15 protein-coding genes are annotated in these 19,805 nt (G+C 75.1%); 10 read left to right on the forward strand and 5 right to left on the reverse strand.

From position 1 onward, the window contains the following. Positions 1-142: 142 nt before the first annotated feature. Positions 143-1,159 (forward strand): FAD-binding protein, encoded by a 1,017-nt coding sequence (locus ACIPLC_RS25040; protein ID WP_400475249.1) that lies wholly within the window; start codon positions 143-145, stop codon positions 1,157-1,159. 60 nt (positions 1,160-1,219) lie between these two features. After that, a complete protein-coding gene (locus ACIPLC_RS25045) occupies positions 1,220-1,495 on the forward strand; it encodes a hypothetical protein (RefSeq protein ID WP_400475250.1) in 276 nt (91 codons plus the stop codon). 108 nt (positions 1,496-1,603) lie between these two features. Here the strand turns inward: ACIPLC_RS25045 and ACIPLC_RS25050 are convergent, their stop codons facing one another. After that, the gene (locus ACIPLC_RS25050; protein ID WP_400475251.1) at positions 1,604-2,341 is read right to left on the reverse strand and encodes an ABC transporter ATP-binding protein; all 738 of its coding nucleotides are present in this window, start codon (positions 2,339-2,341) and stop codon (positions 1,604-1,606) included. Between the two features lie 394 nt (positions 2,342-2,735). On the opposite strand from ACIPLC_RS25050, the gene ACIPLC_RS25055 reads away from it, so the two are divergent. The 3 genes from ACIPLC_RS25055 (at position 2,736) to ACIPLC_RS25065 (ending at position 10,004) form a co-directional block, all read left to right on the forward strand. Further along, positions 2,736-6,065 carry an FtsX-like permease family protein gene (locus ACIPLC_RS25055; protein ID WP_400475252.1) on the forward strand — a complete coding sequence of 1,110 codons (3,330 nt, stop codon included), beginning with the start codon at positions 2,736-2,738 and terminating at the stop codon, positions 6,063-6,065. Further along, a complete protein-coding gene (locus ACIPLC_RS25060) occupies positions 6,062-8,872 on the forward strand; it encodes a hypothetical protein (protein ID WP_400475253.1) in 2,811 nt (936 codons plus the stop codon). The genes ACIPLC_RS25055 and ACIPLC_RS25060 overlap by 4 nt, the downstream gene beginning before the upstream one ends. Positions 8,873-9,014: 142 nt before the next feature. Then, a complete protein-coding gene (locus ACIPLC_RS25065; RefSeq protein WP_400475254.1) occupies positions 9,015-10,004 on the forward strand; it encodes an ABC transporter ATP-binding protein in 990 nt (329 codons plus the stop codon). A 57-nt stretch (positions 10,005-10,061) separates the two neighbouring features. On the opposite strand, the gene ACIPLC_RS25070 is transcribed toward ACIPLC_RS25065, so the two are convergent. Both ACIPLC_RS25070 and ACIPLC_RS25075 read right to left on the reverse strand, forming a co-directional pair. Further along, positions 10,062-10,241, reverse strand: a complete 180-nt coding sequence (locus ACIPLC_RS25070) for a hypothetical protein (RefSeq protein ID WP_400475255.1) — start codon at positions 10,239-10,241, stop codon at positions 10,062-10,064. A gap of 151 nt (positions 10,242-10,392) precedes the next feature. Next, positions 10,393-11,934 (reverse strand): AMP-binding protein, encoded by a 1,542-nt coding sequence (locus tag ACIPLC_RS25075; RefSeq protein WP_400475256.1) that lies wholly within the window; start codon positions 11,932-11,934, stop codon positions 10,393-10,395. A gap of 251 nt (positions 11,935-12,185) precedes the next feature. Here ACIPLC_RS25075 and ACIPLC_RS25080 point away from each other — a divergent pair, with 251 nt between their 5' ends. Then, the gene (locus ACIPLC_RS25080) at positions 12,186-12,848 is read left to right on the forward strand and encodes an AAA family ATPase (protein ID WP_400475257.1); all 663 of its coding nucleotides are present in this window, start codon (positions 12,186-12,188) and stop codon (positions 12,846-12,848) included. Between the two features lie 76 nt (positions 12,849-12,924). Here the strand turns inward: ACIPLC_RS25080 and ACIPLC_RS25085 are convergent, their stop codons facing one another. Further along, complete coding sequence (locus tag ACIPLC_RS25085; RefSeq protein WP_400475258.1) at positions 12,925-13,875, reverse strand: SDR family NAD(P)-dependent oxidoreductase; 951 nt, start codon at positions 13,873-13,875, stop codon at positions 12,925-12,927. 242 nt (positions 13,876-14,117) lie between these two features. Between ACIPLC_RS25085 and ACIPLC_RS25090 the strand changes: the two genes are divergently transcribed. The 3 genes from ACIPLC_RS25090 (at position 14,118) to ACIPLC_RS25100 (ending at position 16,792) form a co-directional block, all read left to right on the forward strand. Beyond that, positions 14,118-14,870, forward strand: a complete 753-nt coding sequence (locus tag ACIPLC_RS25090) for a thioesterase II family protein (RefSeq protein WP_400475259.1) — start codon at positions 14,118-14,120, stop codon at positions 14,868-14,870. 139 nt (positions 14,871-15,009) lie between these two features. Next, entirely contained in the window at positions 15,010-16,248 is a 1,239-nt protein-coding gene (locus ACIPLC_RS25095; protein ID WP_400475260.1) for a styrene monooxygenase/indole monooxygenase family protein, read from the forward strand. 88 nt (positions 16,249-16,336) lie between these two features. After that, positions 16,337-16,792 carry an archease gene (locus ACIPLC_RS25100; protein WP_400475261.1) on the forward strand — a complete coding sequence of 152 codons (456 nt, stop codon included), beginning with the start codon at positions 16,337-16,339 and terminating at the stop codon, positions 16,790-16,792. Positions 16,793-17,342: 550 nt separating this feature from the next. On the opposite strand, the gene ACIPLC_RS25105 is transcribed toward ACIPLC_RS25100, so the two are convergent. Beyond that, complete coding sequence (locus ACIPLC_RS25105; RefSeq protein ID WP_400475262.1) at positions 17,343-18,659, reverse strand: hydrolytic protein; 1,317 nt, start codon at positions 18,657-18,659, stop codon at positions 17,343-17,345. 269 nt (positions 18,660-18,928) lie between these two features. Here ACIPLC_RS25105 and ACIPLC_RS25110 point away from each other — a divergent pair, with 269 nt between their 5' ends. Further along, positions 18,929-19,645 carry a LuxR C-terminal-related transcriptional regulator gene (locus ACIPLC_RS25110; protein ID WP_400475336.1) on the forward strand — a complete coding sequence of 239 codons (717 nt, stop codon included), beginning with the start codon at positions 18,929-18,931 and terminating at the stop codon, positions 19,643-19,645. The last annotated feature ends 160 nt before the right edge of the window (positions 19,646-19,805 follow it).

The raw sequence follows: 19,805 nt of genomic DNA on the forward strand, positions 1-19,805 counted from the left end.
CTGGAGACGTCGTCATCAAGCCCGTTCCCAGGCCAGTCACTACAGACGCCAAGCCGCGACCCAAGCATGATCGTGATCTACAGCTGGAGTATTAGCGTGCCGCCGCCGGCTTCTCCCATCGCCGAGAAAGTGAGGTCGGGGCATGCGGGGCGCATTCTCCCGGCGGGGATTCCTGGGCACCGCCGGTGCGGCGGCGGCCGGGGTCTCCGCCGGCTCGACGGGCACGGCGGGCACGGCGGCGGCGGCCGGGGCGCGCCGGGAGCCGCCGGAGGGGCGGTCGGTCCTGCCGGGCGATCCCCGCTACCGGACGCTCAGCCAGGGCTTCAACCAGCGCTGGCGCAGCAGCCCCGCCCACATCCGTCTGGTGGGCAACGAGGCCGACGCCGTCGGCGAGTTGAACCGGGCGCTGGACCGCGGGCTGCGGCCGACCGTCCGTGGCGGCGGGCACTGCTACGAGGGCTTCGTCGACAACGACCGGGGCGTCATCCTCGACCTCAGCACGATGCGCGGTGTCGCCGCCGCCACGGACAAGTTCGGCCACCCGACGTACTGCGTGGAGGGCGGGGCCACCAACTGGGACGTCTACACCACGCTCTTCCGCATGTACGCGGTGACGCTGCCGGCCGGGTCCTGCTACTCGGTCGGCGCGGGCGGGCACATCTGCGGCGGCGGGTTCGGCCTGCTCTCCCGGCGGCACGGGCTCACCGTGGACCACCTGGTCCAGGTCGACGTGGTCACCGTGCGGGGCGGCACCGCCGTGGTGACCGAGGCGCACCGCGACGACGACGAGGGTTCCCCGGAGGCGGACCTCTTCTGGGCCCACACCGGGGGCGGCGGCGGGAACTTCGGGGTGGTGCTGCGCTACCACTTCGCGGCGGGCGTGCCGGAGCCGCCGCCCCGGGTCTGGCTCAGCAGCGTCGCCTGGCCCTGGGCCGAACTGGTGGAGCGGCCCGACGACTTCGAGACCCTGGTGCGCAACTTCGGCGCCTTCATGGCCGAGCACAGCGTTGTCGACCTGGGCACGGCCGACCAGCCGGACCCGGCCTACCAGCGGCTCTACTACAAGGGGAACTACCCGCGGTTGCAGCGCACCAAGGCGTACTGGGACGGGGTGGAGGTCTTCCACCACGCCCAGTCGATCACCCTCCCCGAGGCCTGACCAGCAGGAGGGAGCCCGCCACCGGATGCGCGAGCCGCCGCAGGGGCGCAGGGTCGAGGTATGAGCGGAGTGGTCGTGTTGGTCGAACTGGAGCCGTCCACGGAAGTGCTGGACGCCGGCGAGGTCGACGTGAGCGCGCGGGTGCGCTGGGTGCACGCGGCGGCGGCGGATCCGGACGTGCCGGAGGATCCGGGGCCGGTGACCTTCTGCGGCCTTGACACCGCGGGCCTCGAACGGGAGCCCTACCGCCCGGCCGGGCCCGGCGAGCCGTGGTACCCGCCGTCCCAGCGCACCCGGCGGTGCCGAGCCTGCGAGGCGGCCCTCAAGGCGTTCTGAACGGGCTGGCGGGAAGGCTTCGCGGGACGGGCTTCGCGGGACGGCTCCCGGTCCGCCGTCCGTGCCCGGGTGCTCCCACCCGGTCGGGCGGAGCACCCGGGCACGCCCCTACGCGGTCTGTCCGGCCGCCTCCTCCTCGACGATCCGCCCGTCACGCAGCTCGATCACCCGGTCGGCGAGTCCCATCAGCGTCGGGTCGTGGGTGGCGACCAGCACGGTGACGCCCTCGCTGCGGACGACGGCGCGCAGCAGCTGCATGATCGAGCGGCCGGTCTCCGAGTCCAGCTGGCCGGTGGGCTCGTCGGCGATGATCAGGCCGGGCTCGTTGGCGAGCGCGCGGGCGATGGCGACGCGCTGCTGCTGGCCGCCGGAGAGCTCGCCGGGCCGCTGGTTGGCGTGGTCCGCGAGGCCGACCAGGGCCAGCAGGGTGTGCGCGCGTTCCTCGCGTTCGGCGGCCGAGACCTTGCGCAGCCGCATCGGCACGCCGACGTTCTCGGCGGCGGTGAGCATCGGGATCAGCCCGAACGACTGGAAGATGAAGCCGATCCGTTCCCGCCGCAGGGCGAGCCGGCCGTCCTCGTCCAGCTCGGCGAGGTCGGTGCCGTCCAGGGCGATGCTGCCGCCGGTCGGGGCGTCCAGGCCGCCGACCAGGTTGAGCAGGGTGGTCTTGCCGGAGCCGGACCGGCCCTTGAGCGCGGTGAGTTCGCCGCGCTCGATCGAGAAGGAGACGCCGCGCAGTGCGTGCACGGCCCGCTCGCCGGTGCCGAAGCTGCGCCGGAGGTCGGTCACGGCCACCATCGGGGCGCCGGTGATGGTGGCGGTGGCGGTGGCCTGAGGCTGCGTCATTGAGGCTTCCCCCTGTGTGTGTCTACCCAGTGTCTACGGACGGGTGGCGCCACGGGTTCACGGTTTCGGGCGGCATTTTCCGAGGTGCGGGTCCGCGTTCCCAAAGACGTGCTGTGGAGCCTGACTTATGAAATGTTCATGGCATTCTGGCGGGCGCCCGGAGTGCGGGTGCTGCCAATGCAAGGAATTTGCTCATTACTTACTTGTTAGCGCAAGTCCCTTCCGTTCCTGGACCTGATCTGACAGAGTCGTCCGCTATCCGGTGATCAAATGCCGGTGATCATTGCGTTGATGTGCCCTAAGTGTGTCCATTCGTGACCGAGTTGTGTCGGAATTGGATCTGTGAACAGGGCTGGGACGCGACCTGGGGACGTAAAGACCGGGGAGGAACTTGATGCTCGGCTTCGTCGTGCGCCGACTGCGCGGGCGACTGCCGCTGGCTGCCGCCGTGCTGCTCGCAGTACTGATCACCACGGCCGTGCTGACCGCGCTGGTGGCGTTCAACCGCAGTGTCGGCGAGGCCGGCCTGCGGCAGGCGCTCCAGGGGCCAGGACATGCCCGGACCACGGTCGTCGTGACCGCCGAACACGGGCTCGACCAGCGTGCGAAGGACGAGGCGGAGCTCGCCGCCTACCGCGGCAGGCTCTTCGGTGACCTGCCCGTGCACACCGACAGCCTGCTGCGCAGCCGCTCCTACGGCCTGCCGGGCGGCACCGGCACCAGCGGCACCAGTGGCAGCGCCGGCGCCCCCGCGGCCGCGGGCCGCGGGCCCGGGGCCCAGCCCGACCTGACGGTCCTCGCCGACCTCGACCACGACCGGACCCGCCTGCTCGCCGGGGCGTGGCCCGCCGCGGCCTCCGGCCCGGTCCAGGCCGCGGCCCCGCAGGTCGCCGTCCCGCAGACCATGCTGGCCCGGCTCGGCCTCACCGACCAGGCCCTGCCCGCCGACGTGCAGGTGGCGGACCGCCTGGACGGCAAGCCGCTGACCGTCCGCGTCACCGGCGTCTACCGGGCCGTCGACCCGACCGACGCGTACTGGCGCATCGACCCGGTCGGCGGCCACGAGGTCGAGGTCGGCGGCTTCACCACCTACGGCCCGATGCTGGTCGACCAGAGCGCGTTCACCACCGCCGGGCTGGTGCAGAGCAGCCGCAGCTGGCTGCTCGACGCCGACTTCGCGGGCGTCGGACAGTCCGAGGCGGAGGCCATGGGCAACCGCGCCCAGGGCCTCACCGACGACCTGCAGTCCCGCGCCAGTCTCAGCGCACGGACCGAACTGCCCGACGTCATACGCGAGTTGTCCTCCAGCATGATGGTCGCCCGGTCCACCCTGCTGATCGGCGCCCTGCAACTGACCGTGCTCGCCGTCGCGGCCCTGTTGCTGGTGGTCAACCTGATCGCGACCCGGCAGACGGCCGAGAACGAACTGCTCGCCGCCCGCGGCGCCTCCGGCGCCCGGCTCGGCTCCTTCACCGCGCTGGAGTCGCTGCTGCTCGCACTGCCCGCCGCGCTGCTGGCGCCCCTGCTGACCCCGTTCCTGGTCCGCGCCCTGGCGGGACTCGGGAGCGACCACCCGGTGCCCCTGAACACCGGCGTCAGCTGGTCGCTCTGGCCGATCGCCGTGCTCTGCGCCTTCGCCTGCGTCCTGCTCGCCAGCCTGCCCAGCCTGGTGCGCGGCGCCGGAGCCGCCCTGCGCAGCCGCTCCGGCCGCCGCCAGGCCCTGGTCTCCGGCATCGCGCGCAACGGCGGCGACCTCGCCGTGCTCGCCGTGGCCGCCCTCGCCTACCAGCAGCTCAGCCAGTACGGCGGCGGGCTGTCCACCGACTCCTCCGGCCGGCTCGGCGTGGACCTGCTGCTGGTCGCCACCCCGACCCTGGCGCTCTGCGCCGGCACCCTGGTGGTGCTGCGCGTGCTGCCGCTCGCCGCCCGGCTCGGCGCCCGGGTGGCCGCCCGCGGTCGCGGCCTCGGCCCGGCCCTGGTCGGCTGGCAGCTGGCCCGTCGGCCCGCCCGCGCCACCGGCCCCGTGCTGCTGCTCGTGATGGCCGTGGCCACCGGCGTGCTGGCGCTCGGCCAGCACGCCACCTGGACCACCTCCCAGCGGGACCAGGCCGCCTTCAGTACGCTCGGCGGCCTGCGCATCTCCGCCTCGCACAACTCCCTGATGGGCCAGGGCGGCCGCTACGGCGCGCTGCCCGGCGGCGACCGTCTGGTCCCGCTCGTGCGCGAGGACCAGGCCCTGCCCAACGGCAGGGGTCAACTGCTCGCCGTGGACACCGCCGCCTTCGCCGAGCGCGTCCCGGTCCGCTCCGACCTGCTCGCCGGGCGCAGCCGCGAGGACCTGTTCGGGTCGCTCGCCGAGCCCGCCCCCACCGGGCCGCAGGCCGGCCTGGAACTGCCCGGCCACCCGCTGCGGATCGACGCCGAGGTCACCGTCCACCAGCCGGACCAGGGGGCCGCGCTGCCCAACGGCACGACGGTGCCGTCGCGCCACCCGGAGGCCCGGCTGCTGCTGCGCGACCGCTTCGGCATGGTCCACAAGGTCTCGTTCGGCACGCTCCCGCTGAACGGCGACGCCAAGGTCTCGGCCTCGCTGACCACGCTGGTCGACGCCCCGCTCGGCTCGGCCGCCGCGCCGCTGACCGTGGTCGGCGTGATCGCCTCCTTCGGCGACCGGTCCGACGGTGAGCTGACCGTCCACCGGCTGTCCGCCTCCGACAGCGCCGACGGCCCCGCGACCGCCGTCCAGGTGCCGGCCGGCTTCGGCTGGACGGCGACGGCGCCCGCCGTCCGGGCGACCGGGGACGTCGTACCCGGGCCGGCCGCCGCCCTCGGATCCGAACCGATCGGTGCCGACCGCCTGTTCAGCATCCGCTACCGCTTCGCCAACGGCATGGGGGACATGCTCCGCGCCGTCCTCAGCCCGGCCGGGACGAAGGCGCCCGCCACCGTGCCCGGCGTCGCCACCCGCGACTACCTGAAGGCCGTCAGCGCCTCGGTCGGCGACACCATCCAGGTGCCGCTGGCCGGGACCGTCCTGCCGGTCGAGGTCACCGCCGCGGTCGAGGCCCTGCCGGCGGCCGGGCCCACCGCCCTCATGGTGGACCTCGCCACCACGGCCCGCCTGGTGGCGGCACAGGGCGGCGAACTGCCCAGCCGCGCCGAGTGGTGGCTGCCCGCCACCGGCCCCGGCGACCGGACCCCCGCCGAGGCCGCCGCCGCCCTGCGCGCCGCTCCCGGTGCCCAGGACGTCCAGCTCTATGAGGAGGTCGCGGAGGACCTCCTCAGCGACCCGGTCGGCGCCGCCCCGCAGAGCGCCCTGATGGTCATCGCGGTCGTCACCGGGGTGCTCGCCGCGATCGGCTTCGGCGCCGCCGTGGCCGCCTCCGCCCGCGAACGCTCCCGGGACTCCGCCCTGCTGCTCGCCCTGGGCGCCCGCCGCAAGCAGGTGACCCGCACCATGGCCGCCGAACAGGCCCTCCTGGTCGCCCTCGGCGGGGCCGTCGGGCTGGGCCTCGGCACCCTGCTCGTCCACCTGATCGTGCCGTTCGTCGTGCTGACGCCGGCCGCCCGCCGCCCGACGCCCGAGGCGCTGATCGAGCTGCCGCTCGGCCAGGCCCTGCTGCTCACGGCCGCGATCGCCGTCGTTCCCCTGTTGTCGGCCTTCCTGATCGGACGCCGCCGTCGAGACGTGGCCGCCCGGCTGCGCCACGTGGAGGAGATGTGACCACCAAGGCCGGCACCACCGTGCCCACCCCCGAACCCGCCCCCGTGCCCGCGCGCCGTCCCGCGCCCTGGGTCCGCACCCGGCTGCGCGCGACGCCGCTGGCCGCCCTGCTCACGGCGACGCTCGCCTTCGTCACCGTGTTCATGGCGGCGGCCTTCCCGCGCGTCGTCGACCGGGGCGCGGACAGCGCCCTGCAGGACTTCGTGCGCCAACTGGGCGTCAACGCGACCAGCCTGCAGGTCACGGCGCAGCCGAGCCTGAGCGAGACCGCCTCCGACCTCGACGCCGTGCAGCGGAAGCTGACCGCGGAGGTCGGCCGGGACCTGCCGCTCACCCAGACCGGCCAGCTCTACGGCAGCCGGGCCAAGGCCTCGCGCGACATGCTGAACAAGGGCTACGCCCGACTCTCCGACCACCCGCCGGTGCTCAGCCTGATGTACCTGAACGGCCTCGGCGACGCCGTGACCCTCACCGACGGCGTCTGGCCGGGCCCCGCGGCCGAGGGCGCGCCGCTGCCGATCGTCATCAACCAGAAGGCCGGCGAGACCATCGGCGTCAAGCTCGGCGACGTCATCGACAACGGCAGCGACATGACCGGACAGACCCGGTCCACCGTGGTCGGCTTCTACCGCGTCAACAACCCCGACGACCCGCGGTGGGAAGACGTCGGCTGCCCGGCCCGCGCCTGCATGGACGGCCAGGGCTCGGAGCTCCGGTGGAAGACCACCGGCTTCGTCGGCGACGGCAGCCTGCCCCAGCTGATCGTCTGGGGCAAGGGCGGCCAGGACTTCTGGCGACTGCCCGTCGACCCCGGTGCCCTGCGGGCCGACCAACTGGCCGGGACCCGCGACGTCGTCGGCTCCTACCTGGTCGGGCGCGGCGCCACCGCCCTCGCGGACGCGACCCACCGCCCGGACCTGCACGTCTCCTCACTCCTGCCCGACGTCTTCACCCGGGCCACCGTCCGCTACAACGCCGCCGCGCCGCTGGCCGCGATCGGCCCGGCGGGGGCGGCGGGGGTGGCCGTCGTGGTGCTGTGCCTCGCGGCGGCCCTCACCGCGGACCGGCGCACCGCCGAACTCCGGCTGCTCCAGGCCCGCGGCGGCTCGCGCGGCGGCATCCTGCTGCGCCTGCTCGGCGAAGGCGCGGCGACCGTGCTGCCCGCCGCCCTGCTCGGGACGGCACTCGCGCTGGTCCTGCTGCCCGCCCCCCGGTGGGGCAACGCGGTGCTCGTCGCCCTGGCGGCGACCCTGATCGCCGTGCTGGCCTTCCCGGCCCGGGCCGCCGCGCTGCTGTCCCCGCCGAAGGCCGTCGCCGGCTGGCGCCGGCTCGTCGGCGAGCTCGCCGTCCTGGCCGTCACCGCCGCGGCCGTGGCCGAGGTCCGCCGGCGCGGCGTCGCCCCCGGCAACGGCCTGGACCCGCTGCTGGTGGCCGCCCCGCTGATGCTCGCCCTCACCGGAGGCCTGCTGCTGGCCCGGATCCAGCCGGTGGTGGTCGGTTGGCTGGCCGCCCTCGCCGGGCGCGGCCGCGGGCTGATCGGCTTCCTCGGGCTGGCCCGCTCCGCCCGTGACACCTCGGGCCGCCGGCGGCCGTCCGCGCTGCCGCTGCTCGCCCTGGTGATCGCCGTCACCACGACCGGCTTCGGGGCCACCGTGCTCGACACCGTGGACAGCGTCCGGATGCGCGCCGCCCGGATCGCGACCGGCGGCGACGCCTCCGTCTCCGTCCCGGTCTACGCGACCCTGCCGGAGACGTTCACCACGGCCGCCGCCGAACTGCCGGGCGTGCGGGCCGCGACCGGGGTCTGGGTCGAGCCCGGGGCCCACCTGATCGGCGCCGACCAGGACTCCACCTCGGCCATCCTGGTGGTGGCCGAACCGAAGGCCTACGCCGAGATCGCCCGGACCTTCGGGGTGGGCGAGTTCGACCCGGCCCTGCTCGCCGGCACCCCAGGCGGCCCGGACACCCCGGTCCCGGCGCTGTTCAGCACCGGCCTGTCCAAGGAGCTGGCCGGCGGCCCGCCCCGGCTGCGCACACCCAACGGGGGCGAACTGCGCACCACGGTCGCCGGGATCGTCGCCGGCACCCCCGCCCTGCCGGACCCCGGCAAGCCGTTCATGGTCGTGCCGGTCGGGCCCGCCTCCGAGCGCCTGCCGGAGCTCAAGCGGACGAACAAGTGGCTCTCCGTCGGCGACGTCGACGCCGGGCAGGTCAGGGGGCTGCTCCTGGAACGGGGCCTGACCGGCGCGACGGGCCTCGCCAAGCTGATCGGGGACGAGGCCGCGGCTGCGGGCAAGGGCAGCCACGGGCTGCCCCCCGGGTACACGGTGCGCAGCAGCCAGGAGGCGGCCGCCCTGCTCGCCGCCGACCCGCTGCAGCACTCCGCCGAGCGGCTGTTCTGGTACGCGGGCGCCGCCGGGGCCGGGTTCGCCCTGCTCGCCGTGCTGCTGACGCTGGTCCGGGCCGCCCCCGAGCGCACGGCCCTGCTCGCCCGGCTGCGCACCATGGGCCTGCGGCCCCGGCAGGGGCTGGCGCTGATCGTCACCGAGACGCTGCCGCAGGCCCTGGTGGCGGCCGTCGGCGGCGGGCTGGTCGCGCTCGCGGCGGTCGGACTGCTCGGGCCCGCCTTCGACCTGTCGGCGCTGGTCGGCGCCAACGTCGGCGACGTGCTGGCCCCGGTCCTGCTGCCGGTGCTGCTGCCCACCGCGGGCCTGGCCCTGCTGGTCTGCCTCGGGGTGGTGCTGGAGACGCTGGTCGCCGGCCGGCGCCAGATCGCCACCGAACTGCGGGCGGGGGACCAGCGGTGAGGGCGGGAGGAGCGGTACGGGCCGTGACTCCGGCGCCGGCCGCCGGAACGGTGGAGACCGTCAAGGTCGTCGAGATTTTCAGGACCGTCAGCACCTTCAGGACCTCTAGGACCTCTAGGACAGTCAAGACAGGAGACGAGCGGTGAACAGCACCCCCCAGGGGCAGACGGTCGCCGAGGCGCCCAGCCTGCAGGAGCTCCAGCAGCGGGCACTCGCCGCCGCCTCGCCCAAGGCGTACGGGGAGGGCGCGGCCATCGTCTGCGACCGGCTGGTGCGGATCTTCAGTGCCGAGGGCGTCGAGGTCCAGGCGTTGCAGGGCCTGGAGCTGACCATCCAGCAGGGCGACCTGGTCGGCCTGGTCGGCGCCTCCGGCAGCGGCAAGTCCACCCTGCTGACCATCCTGGCCGGGCTCGACGTGCCGACCGCCGGAAGCGCCACCGTGGCCGGCTGCGACCTGCTGGAGATGTCCGCCCGGGAACGGCTGCGCTACCGGCGGGAGGTGGTCGGCTTCATCTGGCAGCAGACCGCCCGCAACCTGCTGCCCTTCCTCACCGCCGCCGAGAACATCGCCCTGCCGATGCAGCTGCGCGGGCGCCGGTCCGGCGCCGGCCGGGCCAAGCAGCAGGCCGACCGGGTGGCCGAGCTGATGGAGGCGCTGGAGATCGGCGAACTCGCCCACCGCCGCCCCGACCAGCTCTCCGGCGGCCAGCAGCAGCGGGTCGCCATCGCGGTGGCGATGGCCAACAACCCGCCGGTGCTGCTCGCCGACGAGCCCACCGGCGAACTGGACTCCGAGACCGCCGGGGTGATCTTCGAATCCTTCCGCACCGTCAACCGCGAACTCGGTGCCACCGTCGTCATCGTCACCCACGACCCGATGGTCGCGGGCGAGGTCCGCCGCACCGTCGCCATCCGGGACGGCCGAACCAGCAGCGAGGTGCTGCGCCGCACCGTCACGGACGAGCACGGCGAGGAGTCGGTCAACGAGCGCGAGTACGTGATGCTGGACCGCACCGGGCGGGTGCAGCTGCCGGTCAAGTTCCTGGAGGCGCTCGGGATGGAGCACCGGGTGGCGGTCGACCTCGCGGCCGACCACATCGAGGTCCGTCCGGACGACATCGCCGGGCACTGAGGGGGCGGGTGGGCGTCGGCCGTCGCGCGGGCCGGCCGTCGCCGGCCCGCGCGTTCGTCAGCTGTCGCCGCCCATCCGCTGGAAGAGTCCGCTGCCTTCGGCGTCCGTGCGCGGGTCGGGTGCGTCCTCGCCGGCGCGCTCACCCCGGGCGGTGGCGGTGCAGAGGGCGAAGACGAGCACGGCACTGGCCGCGACGGCGAGGATTCCGAGTGCGGTCAGGACGCGTAGCCAGGTCAAGGAAGTGCCTCCTGGGGACGGTGCGGAGGAATGCCGCCGGGGTTGTATCGGCAGTTCGGCCCGCACGGTCGAGTGTCCACAGGCGGTTCTTCCCGTCGCCCGCCGCGCGAGAGGTCGCCCGCGCGGGCGCTCGAAGCATCTGTGGGGCGCGTCACACTCCCTCGCGCGCCCCTGTGGGGGTGGTGGCCCGTCCCTCCGGGGACGTGGCCAACGCCCGCAGTGCGTCGAGGTCCGGCTTCCCCGCCCCGGTCAGCGGAATCCCCGGCAGCACCAGGACGGAGTCCGGAGCACACCGCGGCCCGACGCGCTCCCGGGCCCAGCGGCGCAGTTCCTCCGCCGTCGCCCGCGACCCCGGCCCGGTGACCACCGCCGCGTGCACCCGCTCCAGCCGGTCCGTACCGGCCGTCGCGAACATCACCGCCTCCCGCACCTCCGGGTGCGCGCGCAGCGGCTCCTCGACGTCCCGGGGGAACACGTTGTGCCCGTCCACGATCGCCATCGGGCGGCGCCCGGCCACCGTCAGATAGCCGGCCGCGTCCAGGCTGCCCAGATCGCCGGTGTGCAGCCAGCCGTCCCGCAGCACCCGGGCGGTCAGCTCGGGGTCGCGCCAGTAGCCGACCATCGCCGTCGGGGTGCGGACGCAGATCTCCCCGGTCCGGCCCGGCGGCAGCACCGTGCCGTCCTCGTCCACGATCCGCACCCCGGTGTCCGGGAACGGGCGCCCGGCCGTCGCCAGCAGCCGCGGGTCCAGGTGTTCGTCCGGGCCCAGCCGGGTCACCGGCCCGCACTCCGTCAGGCTGTACGTCTGGTGCAGCACCCGGCCCAGCCGCCGCGTCGCCTCCGCCAACCGGCGCGGCGACGGCGGACAGCCGGTGTACGTGACGCGGCGCAGGCTGCCGGTGTCGGTCGAGGGCAGCAGCGGATGGTCCAGCACGCGGTAGAGCAGGTGCGGCGGCAGGTACACCCGGGACACCCGGAACCGCTCGATCGCCGCCAGCACCGCCTCGGCGGCGAAGCCCTCCTGCAACACCACCGTGCCGCCCGCCGCCAGCGCCAGGTCCGCGGTCGTACCGCCGCCGTGGCACAGCTCCGTACAGAGCAGGAACGTCGCACCGGACAGCAGCTGCGGCCGCGGCGGCCGGGCGAACCGGCGCAGCACCCCCTTGGGCCGTCCCGTCGTCCCGCCGGTGAACCGCACCGCCATCACGTCCTCCGGGCGGAACCGCGGGGCCAGCGGCTCCGGCGAGCAGGACGCGGCCGCCGCCGACAGGTCCACCCCGAGCGCCGACGGCCCCAGCGCGAACAGGCCCGCCGAGGGCAGCGCCCGCGCGATCCCCTCGGCGGCGGCCCGACAGCGGGCCGGATCGAAGACCAGCGCCGACGTCCCGGCGAACCCGGCCAGCGCCACCGACTCCCCGACCGGGCCGTCCGGATGCGGCATCGCCACCCGGCACCCCAGCAGGTTCGCGGCCAACCGCACCAGCACCGCCTCCGGCCGGTTCCCGGCCAGCACCGTCACCCCGTCCCCGCGCCCGAGCCCGGCACCGGCCAGCGCCCGGGCCGTCCGGTACACCCCGTCCAGGCACTCCCGGGCGGTCAGCGCCTCCTCCCCCCAGCGGATCGCCACCCGCCCGGGATCCCGCTCCAGCCCCGCCAACACCAGCCCGGTGTACGTCGGCCCCGACTCCGCCATGCTGCGGCCTCCTGTCTGATGGGACGTCAGCTTAGGGCGGGCGCGGCGGCGGAGTGATGCGGGGGATCCCGCGTGCAGCGGCCGCCGCCGCGGCTGCCCGCCGGTGGCCGTGCAGCGGGCCGGGGGCGCCGGACAGCGGCCGGACCGGGAGGGTGCCGTACCTGCGACGGCGACCGCTGGACGCGGGGGAGCGGCCGGGAATTGTTAGGGTTCCCGGTCGGGCAAGGACGGGGACAGGGACGGGGAGACACGTGGGCACCAGCACGGGCACGGCCGAGGCGCCGGGCGGGCAGGGGGCCGAGGAGCGGCCGCACGGCGTCCTCGACCTGCGGGGCGCGGCCGGGGCGGCGTTCACCGTGGGCTACCCGCCCGACGCCGTCGTGGTCGTGTCGGGCCTGCCGGGCGCGGGCAAGAGCACGCTGCTGCGGCGCTGGTCCGCGGCGGGGGCGGTGCCGACCGTCGACCCGCGCGCCGTGCACGAGGCCTGCGAGGCGATCATGCCCGCGCGCCTGCCGTACGCGGTCTACCGGCCCTGGGCCCGGCTGGAGCACGTCCGGCTGCTGCGCTCCGCCGTGCGGCGCGGCGGGCCCCTGCTGGTGCACGACTGCGGCAGCCGGGCCTGGATGCGCCGCTGGCTCGCCCGCGAGGCCGCCCGGCAGGGCCGCCGACTGCACCTGGTGCTGCTCGACGTCGGTGCCGCCACCGCGCTGGACGGCCAGCGCGCCCGGGGCCGCCACGCCTCCGCCCGGGTCTTCGCCCGCCACCGCCGGGGCCTGGACCGGCTGCTCGCCGCCTTCACCCGGCACACCCGGTCCGGCGCGCCGACGCCGGCCCCGGAAGCGGCCTCCGTCCTGCTCCTCGACACCGCCTCCCGCTCCCGCGCCACAGCCGTCCGCTTCGGGACGGCGGGTTGAGGCCTCCGGCGTCGCCCCTGCCGTGGTGGCGGCAGGGGCGCTGTGTGGCGCGGGCGGCCCCTGGCCGGAGCGGTGGTCAGAGGAGCCCGAGGTCGGGGTCCACGGCCGCCAGTCGGCAGCTGGCGTCCCACAGGTGTTCGGCGACGGCGCGGTCGGTCAGGTGGGGCTGGGCGGGTTCGAGGCGGGGGGCGCCGCGCAGGCCGAAGACGCGGGGGCCCCAGAGCTGGCCGCCCTGCGCCTGCGGGTCGAGGACGGCCCGGACGATCGGCCACGCGCCGTGGTCCTTGCCCTGGAGGAGGAGCCCGGCCGGCAGGCCGCGCAGCCCTTCGCCGACGGTCCGCGCGTGGACCGTCGGGCGGGACGGGGTGAGGGAGTCGAGTGCCCCGCCGGGGTGCGCCACCAGGCTGAGCACGGTGCTGCCGGCGGCGCGAAGGCGTCGGTCGAGTTCGAAGCCGAAGGTCATCTGTGCCAGTTTCGAGCGGCCGTAGGCGCGTTTGGGCCGGTAGTCCACGGCCGACTGGAGATCGTCGAGGTCCAGCCGCTCCGAGCGGGCCGCGAAGCTGCCGACCGTCACGATGCGGCCCGCCGGCGCGGCCGCCAGCAGGGGGGCCAGCCACCGGGTGAGCGCGACGTGCCCGAGGTGGTTGGTCCCGAACATCAGCTCGTGCCCGGCCCTGGTCTCGCGCCGCGGCGGATCGTCCAGCGCGACCCCGGCGTTGTGGACGACCGCGTCGAGGTGATCGAGGGCGAGCCCGTCCACGGCGGCCCGCAGGGACGGCAGGTCGGCGAGGTCCAGCGGGAGGTGACGCACCAGGGCGCCGGGGACGCGGGAACGGATCGACACCACGGCGGCCCCGGCCCGACCGGCGTCCCGGCTGCCGAGCACGACCACGGCGCCGGCACCGGCGAGCTGCTCGGCGACGAAGTAGCCGATGCCGGCGTTGCCCCCGGTGACCAGGACGCTCCTCCCGGCGGCGGCCGACGGCCGGTGAACATCCCATGGCCGGTTGCGGGTTGTGGACGACATGCTGGTGACCTCCTGGCGTATTCGGGGCCGCCGGGCCATCCGCGATTCGGGGCCGCGGCGCCGCCGACAGCCCCACGATCACAGGCCTGACCGGCAGATCGCTGACAGATCGCCGTCAGATCGCCGCCACTCGCCGACGGGGCCTCAAGATCGTCGAACCGCCCGGTTTCGGGCCCGTAGCGGTCGGAGCCCTGCGAGACTGGGGGCAGCAGAGTCCGTCACGGAGAGAGGTCCGCATCCGCATGTCCAGCAGTGCCGCCGTCGACAACCCGTGGTTCCGCCGCTTCAGTCCGTCCGACTCCGCCCCAGCCCGGATCGTGATCTTCCCGCACGCGGGCGGCTCCGCCAGTTACTACATGGAGTACGCCAACGCGCTCGCGCCCTACGCCGACGTGCTCACCGTCCAGTACCCGGGCCGTCAGAACCGCTTCGCCGAACCGGCGATCGACTCGGTGCTGGAGCTCGCCGAGCAGCTCTACCGGGAGCTGCGCGAGTGGACGGACCGGCCGCTGACCTTCTTCGGGCACAGCATGGGCGCGGCCGTCGCCTTCGAGACCGCCCGCTGCTTCGCCCGTGACGGCCTCCCGGGGCCCGAGCGGCTGTTCGTCTCGGCGGGCCGCGCGCCCTCGCTGCCCCGGGAGACCGCCGTCTACCGGCTGCCCGACGACGGGCTGCTCGACACGATCGCCCGCCTCGGCGGGACGGACGAGCGTGTCCTCACCATTCCGGCGCTGCGCGAGCTGATCCTGCCGGCGCTGCGGGCCGACTACACCGCCATCGAGACGTACCGCTGCGCGCCGGAGGCGACCGTGCCGCAGCCGATCACCGCGCTGGTGGGGGAGACCGACCAGAACGCCACGGTCGACCAGGCCGCCCAGTGGGACCGGCACACCACCGGCGGTTTCGACCTGCGGGTCTTCCCCGGCGGGCACTTCTACGTGGCGGACCAGACCGCGGCCGTGGTCGAGGTGCTCACCGCGCACCTGCGCGGCTGAGCCGGCCGCGCCGGAGCGGCCGGGCCCGCCCGGCCCCGGTGACGCACCCCGGCGGCTCGGCTACTGTGCCTGCGTGACGGGCCGTCAGCCGTGCCGCGGCCGGCGCCGTCAGCCGAGATCGTCCACCCTGGAGGCCGCCATGCGCCGGATCGCCGTCGTCGGAGCGGGCCAGGCCGGCCTGCAGCTCGCGCTGGGGCTGGCGGCCGCCGGCTACCGGGTGACGCTGGTCGCCGAGCGCACCCCCGAGCAGGTGCGCGGCGGGCGGGTGCTGTCCACACAGGCGATGTTCGGCCCGGCGCTGCGGACCGAGGCGGCGGCCGGGCTGGACCTGTGGGCGGGCGAGGCGCCGACGGTCCGCGCCGTCCGGTCGGTGCTCGCCGTGCCGCCCGGGGTGCGGGCACTGGAGTTCACCATGACGCTCGACGAGCCCGCCCAGTCGGTGGACCAGCGGCTGAAACTGGCGCGCTGGCTGGAACTGCTGGCGGAGCGCGGCGGCCGGGTCGAGTACCGCTCGCTGGACCGGGACGGCCTGCGCGAGCTCGCGCGCCGGCACGAGCTGACGGTGGTCGCGGCCGGGCGCGGCGAACTGGCCGGGGTCTTCGAGCGCGACGCCGCCCGCTCGCCGTTCGACCGGCCGCAGCGGGCGCTGTCCTGCCTGTACGTCCACGGGGTGGGCTCGCCGGATCCGGCCACCGAGCCGCGGGCGCGGATGCACGCGCTGCCCGGCCTGGGCGAGCTGTACCTGCAACCGGCCCTGACCCTCTCCGGTCCGTGCGCGATCCTGCTGTGGGAGGCGCTGCCCGGCGGGCCGCTGGACGTGTTCGGTGACGCCCCGCCGCCCGCCGCCCAACTGGCCCGGATCCGCGCCCTGTTGCGCGAGCACCTGCCGTGGGAGGCGGAGCTGTGGGCGGACGCCGAGCCGACCGACGCCGGGGCCGGCCTGTCCGGCGCCGTCACCCCGGTGGTGCGGCGGCCGGTGGCGGAGCTGGGCACCGGCGTCGACGCCGTCCACGTGCTCGGCCTCGGCGACGCGGTGGTGGTGAACGACCCGATCGCCGGCCAGGGCGCCAACAGCGCCGCGCGGGCGGCGCAGGCGTACCTGCGGGCGATCGTCGAGCACGGCGACGCCCCCTACACCGCGGACTGGATGTGCCGCACCGCCGAGTGCTTCTGGCGGCAACACGCGCGGCACGCGGTCGAGTTCACCGCCGCGATGCTCACCGTGCCGGATCACGTGCAGGGCGTGTTCGCGGCCGCCGCCGAGCACGAGACGGTGGCCCGCCGGCTCGCCAACACCTACGCGGAGCCGAGCGACCACGCCGCCTGGCTGGCCACCCCCGACCTGACCGCCGCCTACCTCGCCTCGGTCCGCGGCTGAAGCGTCCGGAGGTTACTGCGGTTGCCTCCGGGCACCCCACGGGACGAGGCTGGAGGGGGAACGGCAACGGGGGCGGGAGGCGTCGCTCGTGGACGGTCACGGACCTGCGGGGCGTGCCGGCAGCGGCCACCGGACCGTGCCGCACACGGCGGACCTGCGGGTGGAGGCCTGGGCGCCGACGGCCGAGGGCTGCATCGGCGAGCTGGTGCACGCCGTCGTGGGCGGCTTCGCGGACCTCTCCGGCGCGCGGATCGTCGGCGAGCGCGGCTGCACCGTCCTCGCGGCGAGCGACGTGGACCTGCTCGCGGGCGTCCTGGAGGAGGTCGTCTACCGGATGGACGCCGACGGCGAACTCCCCGCCGGGCTGGCGCTCGGCCCGATCCGCGGCCTGGACGGCGCCCGGACGGTCGAGGTCCGCTTCCGGATGGCGGACGCCGCCACCGCGGCCCTGGTCGGCGCCGTGCCGAAGGCCGTCTCGCTGCACGACCTGGACCTGCGCGCCGGCCCGGACGGCTGGACCTGCCGGGTGACGGTGGACGTCTGAGCGGGGCGGTGTGATCTCGCCCGGCGGGGTCGGCTTCGACATCTCCTGCGGGGTCCGGCTGCTCAGTGCGGGCGTCGGCCGCGACCCTCGGCCGGGCTCACGGCCGTCGGCCCGGACTGCGGCGGGGTCGGGCCGAAGTGCGCCGCCTCGCGGACGCCGTCCCAGGGTTCGGGCCGGCCGACGTGCTGACGGCCCTCGACCGGCACCTGGACGGGCTGTTCGCCCGTTTCCGACCGACCGCCCGGTCGGTGATCCGGCCTGCGCGGAGGGCGGTTGACGAGGTGTCAGGCATGGACGAAGGGGCACGTTTCACTGTATGAACGGGCCATGCCGTTTGCCCGTTCGGGCGAGAGTCCGGTCCTGGCGGGCCCGATGGGCCCGCCAGGCTTCCGGGTGAGTGTCGCTCACGTCACTCTCTGTCCCATCGAGACCGGGTTGGTGTTAGAAACGACTTCTGAAACTCGCCGGTAGGGTTCTGAAAAGCGCAGGTGGGGCTGCGCTCCGTTGGCAGGTGCATGGTGTGAACGAGAAGTGGGGGAGAAGTGCGGCTTCAGCGCTTGATATCGCTCAACTGCCCACTGACGTTCAGCAGTTCGTGGCACTGGCTGGCCTGCTTCCCCGAGGCGGGCGTGCCCGGCTGCTGGCAGACCACGCTCGCCGTCACGGTCTGGTCCTCGGGGACCTCGATGGGAGTCACCCAGTGATAGTCCTGGTTCCGGAAGGTCTCCAAGGCGATGGTCGTGATCGTCTGCTCGCCGAACTTGATGGTCAACAGCCCCTGGTCGCCCTGGAAGTTGGCGGCGACGATGTCGGTGATGCGGAAGACCTTGCCGTGGTCCACCCGGTAGGCGCCCACCGCGGAGCCGCCGGTGTTGGTGGTCACGTCGACCGTGGTGGAGAACTGCTGCTCCGTCCCCGGCACCGACCGACCGGAGCCGCCGCCCGAACCGCCGCCGGAGCCGCCGCCCGTCGCACCCCCCGGCTGGCCCTGGCCGCTCGGGGTCGCCCCGGGGGCCGGCGGGGTCGGGACCGGGGCGGGGGCCGGGGTGAACGAGGCGGCCTTCTGCTGGACGGCCTCGTCGGCGGCCTGCTTCGCGGAGCTGCGCACCGCCGGCCGGACCAGCGTGAGCCAGGCCAGCAGCAGCGCGATCAGCGCCGCGAGCAGCGCGAGCAGCCACTTGGGCAGCAGGGCGTGCTGGACGAACTCGCCCTCCAGTACGTGCTGCCGGTCGGGCGGCTGCGGGCCGTCCGGCTTGGTGGCCTCGCCCTCCTGGCCGACGGTGACCTCGAAGGGCCAGGTGGCCGACTTGCCGAACCAGATCAACTTGCGCGCGCGGACCCGCAACCGGGTCTCGGCGGACTCGCCCGGTGCGAGCCGCAGCCGCTCCGGGGTGAATCCGAAGCGCAGCTCCTCACCGGGCTGGGCCGGGGCGAACGTCACGACGGCCGCCGTGTTCCCGAGGTTGCGCACCGACGTCCGGTAGCGGGCGCGGAGCCAGCCCCGGCGGCGCCGGGGGGCGAGCGCGGTGCGCAGCTCCCGGAACGGCGTCACGGTGACGGTGGTCTCGGGCACGGTCACCAGCTCGGGGCGCTCGGCGGGCAGCACCCGGATGCCGAGCGGGAACTCGCCCGCCCGCACCTCGTGGGAGCGGGCCGGCGCGAGGCGTATCGTCACCGTCTCGGACGTCCCCGGAAAGAGCGAGAGGCGGGCCGGCTCGACCGTCGTCCACGCGGCGCACTCCCCGACCACTTCCAGCGAGTACGCCTCAACGATATCCGTCTCGTTGCGTACCGTCAGGGTCGTCGTGGCCACGTCTCCGGGCGACACCGTCAGCGCGGGAAGGCCGGGTTCGGCTGGTGCGGTCATACCGTGACGGTAGGACCGGACGGCCCCCCGAGGAGAGAGCCCCGCGGGCAAGCCGCGGGCACACGCCTTGCCCGCGGGAACAACCCGGGCCTGCCCGGCGCCGCCGTCCCGCCGCCCGGGCCAACGCTCCCCACCCCGCCGCCCGAGCCGACGCTCCCCACCCCGCCCCCGGCAACACCTGCGGCCGGCTCCATGCCATGGCGCCCGGCCGTCCTCACCATGCGTCCGGTGACGCAGACGAAGCAGAACGGAACAGTTGGATGACGATGATCGAGACCACCACCCATGAGGCCGTCGGGGCGACCAAGTCCCTCCAGACCCGACCGCGTGGATCGGCCGAGCCCACCGCGGTGCGGGTCAAGCCGGGCCGGGTCCAGGTGGCGGTGTACGCGGAGGACATCATCCTGCACACGGGCGTCGTCCAGCAGTTGAGGCAGCGGCCGGAGGTGGAACTGCTCGCGGACGGAGACGTCGCGCGCGCACAGGTCTCCCTGATGGTGGTGGACGGGCTGAACGACGCCGTGACCGACCGGCTGCGCCGGCTCCGCCTCAACACGCAGAGCCGGACCGGGCTGGTGGTCGGCCACTTCGAGGCCGGCGGCCTGCAGACCATCATCGAGTGCGGCGTCGGCGCCGTGCTGCGCCGCTCGGACGCCGACCAGGACCGGCTCGTCCACCTCATCACCGCCCTGGCCAACGGCGAGGGCGTCATGCCCGGGGACCTCCTCGGCAAGCTGCTCGACCGGGTCGGAAGCCTCCAGCGCACCATGCTCGACCCGCGCGGCCTGACCCTGTCGACCCTGACCGCCCGGGAGGCCGAGATGCTCCGGCTGGTCGCCGACGGGCTCGACACCAGTGAGATAGCGGCCCAGACCTCGTACTCCGAACGCACGGTCAAGAACGTGCTGCACGAGATCACCACGCGGCTGGGACTGCGCAACCGCGCCCACGCCGTCGGGTACGCGCTGCGCCACGGCCTGATCTGAGGACGGCGCCGGATTGCCCTCAGGGGCACCGGTCGCTACCCCCGGCTCGGGTGCCCGGGGCCTGTCGCCCGCGCGCCCGGGCCGGGGAGACTGCCGGACGTACCCTTCTCGGTCTGTGAGGTTGAGTGTGATCGGCGCCACCGGCACTCCCCGCCCCCTC

This window comes from Kitasatospora sp. NPDC086801 (assembly GCF_044745805.1).
In the GTDB taxonomy this organism is placed as follows: domain Bacteria; phylum Actinomycetota; class Actinomycetes; order Streptomycetales; family Streptomycetaceae; genus Kitasatospora.

Coding starts and splice junctions, on each gene's coding strand:
- ACIPLC_RS25040 (WP_400475249.1), top strand. CDS start 143: ATGCGGGGCGCATTCTCCCGGCGGGGATTCCTGGGCACCGCCGGTGCG.
- ACIPLC_RS25045 (WP_400475250.1), top strand. CDS start 1,220: ATGAGCGGAGTGGTCGTGTTGGTCGAACTGGAGCCGTCCACGGAAGTG.
- ACIPLC_RS25050 (WP_400475251.1), bottom strand. CDS start 2,341: ATGACGCAGCCTCAGGCCACCGCCACCGCCACCATCACCGGCGCCCCG.
- ACIPLC_RS25055 (WP_400475252.1), top strand. CDS start 2,736: ATGCTCGGCTTCGTCGTGCGCCGACTGCGCGGGCGACTGCCGCTGGCT.
- ACIPLC_RS25075 (WP_400475256.1), bottom strand. CDS start 11,934: ATGGCGGAGTCGGGGCCGACGTACACCGGGCTGGTGTTGGCGGGGCTG.
- ACIPLC_RS25085 (WP_400475258.1), bottom strand. CDS start 13,875: ATGTCGTCCACAACCCGCAACCGGCCATGGGATGTTCACCGGCCGTCG.
- ACIPLC_RS25090 (WP_400475259.1), top strand. CDS start 14,118: ATGTCCAGCAGTGCCGCCGTCGACAACCCGTGGTTCCGCCGCTTCAGT.
- ACIPLC_RS25095 (WP_400475260.1), top strand. CDS start 15,010: ATGCGCCGGATCGCCGTCGTCGGAGCGGGCCAGGCCGGCCTGCAGCTC.
- ACIPLC_RS25105 (WP_400475262.1), bottom strand. CDS start 18,659: ATGACCGCACCAGCCGAACCCGGCCTTCCCGCGCTGACGGTGTCGCCC.